Origin of the sequence: Streptomyces spongiae (genome assembly GCF_009377185.1) — a bacterium.
GTDB lineage: Bacteria > Actinomycetota > Actinomycetes > Streptomycetales > Streptomycetaceae > Streptomyces > Streptomyces spongiae.
Genome location: NZ_VJZC01000825.1, coordinates 1 through 3,436, shown reverse-complemented (window position 1 = coordinate 3,436; position 3,436 = coordinate 1). Strand labels below are relative to the sequence as shown.

At 73.5% G+C, this 3,436-nt stretch carries 2 protein-coding genes; both read right to left on the bottom strand.

Features of this window, described 5'->3' with window-relative positions; genetic code table 11:
• Nucleotides 1-1,052 (bottom strand): sensor histidine kinase (locus tag FNH08_RS47340; protein WP_152778089.1); only part of this gene is annotated, 1,052 nt, incomplete at its 3' end.
• 208 nt (nucleotides 1,053-1,260) lie between these two features.
• The gene (locus tag FNH08_RS47335; protein ID WP_152778088.1) at nucleotides 1,261-3,354 is read right to left on the bottom strand and encodes an MMPL family transporter; all 2,094 of its coding nucleotides are present in this window, start codon (nucleotides 3,352-3,354) and stop codon (nucleotides 1,261-1,263) included.
• Between the last annotated feature and the right edge of the window lie 82 nt (nucleotides 3,355-3,436).

Here is a 3,436-nt window from a genome sequence, read left to right as displayed (position 1 = left end):
ACGTCACCCCCACCCACCGCACCGTCATCCGTCACCGACACCCGCAGCGCCCCCACGTCAGCCCGCACAACGACCCGTACCGCGACATCCGCTCCCCCATGCCGCACCGCGTTCGTGAGGGCCTCCTGCACGATCCGGTACGCGGCGGCGCCCACCGCCGAGGGCACGTCGTCCGCGGCGACCGAAACCTCGACGCGGGCGCCCCCGACACGGGCCGCGTCCACGAGGTCGGGCAGTCCGTCCAGGCCGGGCAGGGGCCCGCGCGCCTCGACACCGTGCTCGACACCGTGTTCCGGCTCCCGCAGCACCTCCAGCGTGCCGCGGAGTTCGCCGCGCGCGGTGCGGCAGGTCTCGGCTATGTCGTCGAGGGCCTTGGCGACCGCCGTCCGGTCGAGCCGGTCCGGGTCGGCGGTCAGGACGTGCGCGGCCACCGACGTCTGGACGCCGATCAGCGTGATGCTGTGGGCGAGGAGATCGTGCAGGTCACGGGCGATGCGCAGCCGCTCCTCGGCGACCCGGCGGCGGGCCTCCTCCTCGCGGGTGCGTTCGGCGCGCTCGGCGCGTTCGACGATGGCGGCGATGTACTGGCGGTAGAAGCGGGTGCTCATGCCGCAGAAGAGAACGGCGATGATCCAGCCGAAGATCCGCAGGACCTCGCGCACGCCGTCGGGGTTGGTGAGGGCGTTGACGGTCAGCGTCACGCCGAGGACGGTGGCACCGGTGAGCAGCGTACGGCGTGCCGTGCCGGTCGCCGCGATCGTGTACAGGACCGTCATGGTCGCGGGGATGGGCGCGGAGTGGTTGTTGTCGAGGGCGTGGTACGGGACGACGCAGGCCACCACCGCGAACAGGACGAGCACGGGACGGCGGCGGCGCCACACGAGGGGCACGTGGGCGAGGAACAGCAGGGTCCAGCCGAGTGCGTCCGGCCGGAGCCCGTGCTCGCCGAGTGGGACGACACCCGCGGCGAGGGCGGCCAACGCGATGGCCAGCAGTGCGTCGTTGCGGGTGCCGTGCGGGGCGGTGCGGGGGCCGCGGCCGATCGCCGCCATGATCCGCTCGCCGCGAGGGGACCGTGCCGTCGGCGTGGTCGCCCGGACGGGCGTGGTGGTTGCCTGCACGGACGTGGTGGTTGCCTGCACGGGCTCATCCTCCGTCAGGAACGCACCGCTCCGGGAGAGATCCGTCGCGAGGGCGCCCCTCCGGGAGAGATCCGTCGGGAGGGCGCCCCTCTGGGAGAGAGGGGCGCCCGGACCGTACTCAGCCAACGGACACGCGCTCCGGTTCCGGCGCCCGGCCGGGCGGCTCCGGCTCCTTCGACAGCCGCCCCGGCCACCACACCTTCCGCCGCAGGGCGACACTCGCGCTGGTCACGAGGTAGGTGCGGACGAGGAAGGTGTCGAGCAGCACGCCCACCGCGATCACGAAGCCGAGTTCGACCAGCTGGACGAGCCCCATGTTCGTCAGGACGGCGAACGTGGCGGCCAGCACCAGGCCCGCGGAGGCGATGACCCCGCCGGTGGTGCGCAGCGCGGTGAGCGCGGCGGCGCCCGGCTCCGCGCCGGCCAGTGACTCCTCCCTCATCCGGTGCATGAGGAAGATGCCGTAGTCGACGCCGAGGGCGACGAGGAACACGAAGGACAGCAGTCCCAGCCCCGGGTCGGTCCCCTCGAACCCGAACACGGGCCCGAAGACGAGTCCCCCGATCCCGAGCGAGGCCCCCCACACCGCGACCACGGCGGCGACCAGCATCAGCGGCGCGACGAGGCTGCGCAGCAGGGCGATCAGGATGAGCAGCACGGAGACGAGCACGAGGGGCACGACGACGGTCTGGTCCCGGTCGCTGGTGTTCTCCAGGTCGATCTGTTCGGCGCTGGGCCCGCCCACCAGGGCGCCCTCGTGCGCGCCGTCCAGTTCCTCCCGCAAGGACTTGATCGTGGCGGTCTCGGCGGCCGACTGGGGCGCGGCCTTCGCGGTGACGGAGATCTCGGTCCACCCTCCCCCACCGCGCCCGCGCTCGGCCGCGGCGACGCCGTCGTTCCCTCGTACGACGCTGAGCACGGCGTCGGCCTCAGCGGTCGGGGCGATCACGGTGATGGGCTGGGTGCCCTGCCCGGGGTAGGCGCGGGCCAGCGTCTCCATCGCGGCGACCGCGTCGGGCTTGTCGACGAAGGAGTCCTCCTGCTTGAGCGAGCCGGGCAGGTTCAGCACGCCGAGCGCGAGGGCGCCCAGGAGCACCGCACCGCCGGCGAGCACGGCCAGGGGCCGCCGCCCCGCGGAGGAGCCCATCACGGCGAACAGGCTCCGCCGCTGCTTCGGTTCGCTGCCGAACGCGGGCACGAGCGGCCAGAACACGCGCCGTCCCAGCAGCACGAGCACGGCGGGCAGGAGCGTGAGCATGGCGACGAGCGCACACAGCACACCGAGCGTCCCGAGCGGTCCCATCCCCCGGCTGCTGTTGAGGTCGGCGGCGAGCAGGCACAGCAGCCCGGCCGCCACGGTCCCCGAGGAAGCCAGTACTGCGGGCCCGCACCCGCGCAGGGCGGCGCGCATCGCGTCGTACGGCCGCTCGACGCGCCGCAGCTCCTCCCGGTACCGCGACACGAGCAGCAGCGCGTAGTCGGTCCCCGCGCCGAACACGAGGATGGTCATCACGCCGGAGCTCTGCCCGGAGACGGTGGTCCCGAAGGTCTGGTGGAGCCCGTAGGCGACGCCCATCGACAGGTAGTCGGCGATTCCGGCGACGACGAGCGGCACCAGCCACAGGAACGGGCTGCGGTAGATGAGGATGAGCAGCAGCGCCACGACCGCGACGGTGGTGTAGAGCAACGGCCCGCCGAGCGAGTCGTAGACCTCACTGGCGTCGGTGGCGAGGGCACCCGGACCGCCGACCTCGACCGTCAGCCCGCCCTCGCTCCGGGCGACGTCCCGCACGTCGTGCACGAACGCGTCCCGCTTCTGCTCGTCGGTGCCGGGCTCGGTGCTGGCGATCGGATACATCAGGGTAGTGCCGTCCTCGGACGGGACGCCCCGGGGCTCCGCGCCGAGCCGGTGCGCCGCGGCGATCTCGGCGACCTGCCCGGCGGCGGTGTCCCGGTCGGCTGCGGTCAGCCCGCCGTCCCGGTGGTACACGAGTACCACCTCGGTACTCTCCCCTCCGGGCAGCCGGTCCTGGATCTTCGCCACCTGGGTCGAGTCCGCGCTCGCCGGCAGATAGTCCACGGCCCGGTCCTGCTGCACGTCCCCGAGCTTCGCCGCGAACGGCGCCACGACCGCGAGCAGCACCACCCACAGCCCCAGCACCAGCCAGGGCACACCTCGCCGCACACGCTTGCTCGTCTCTGCGGGCCCCATGCCGGGGTCCCCCCTCCTCGCCGGGTGTCTGGACGTTCACCAGACTCCCGGCGGGCGAGGGGGGATTCGTCGGGCGCGGGGG

Bases quoted from the DNA above. Each gene is read 5' to 3' on its own strand.
- FNH08_RS47335 (WP_152778088.1), bottom strand. From the start codon at position 3,354: ATGGGGCCCGCAGAGACGAGCAAGCGTGTGCGGCGAGGTGTGCCCTGG.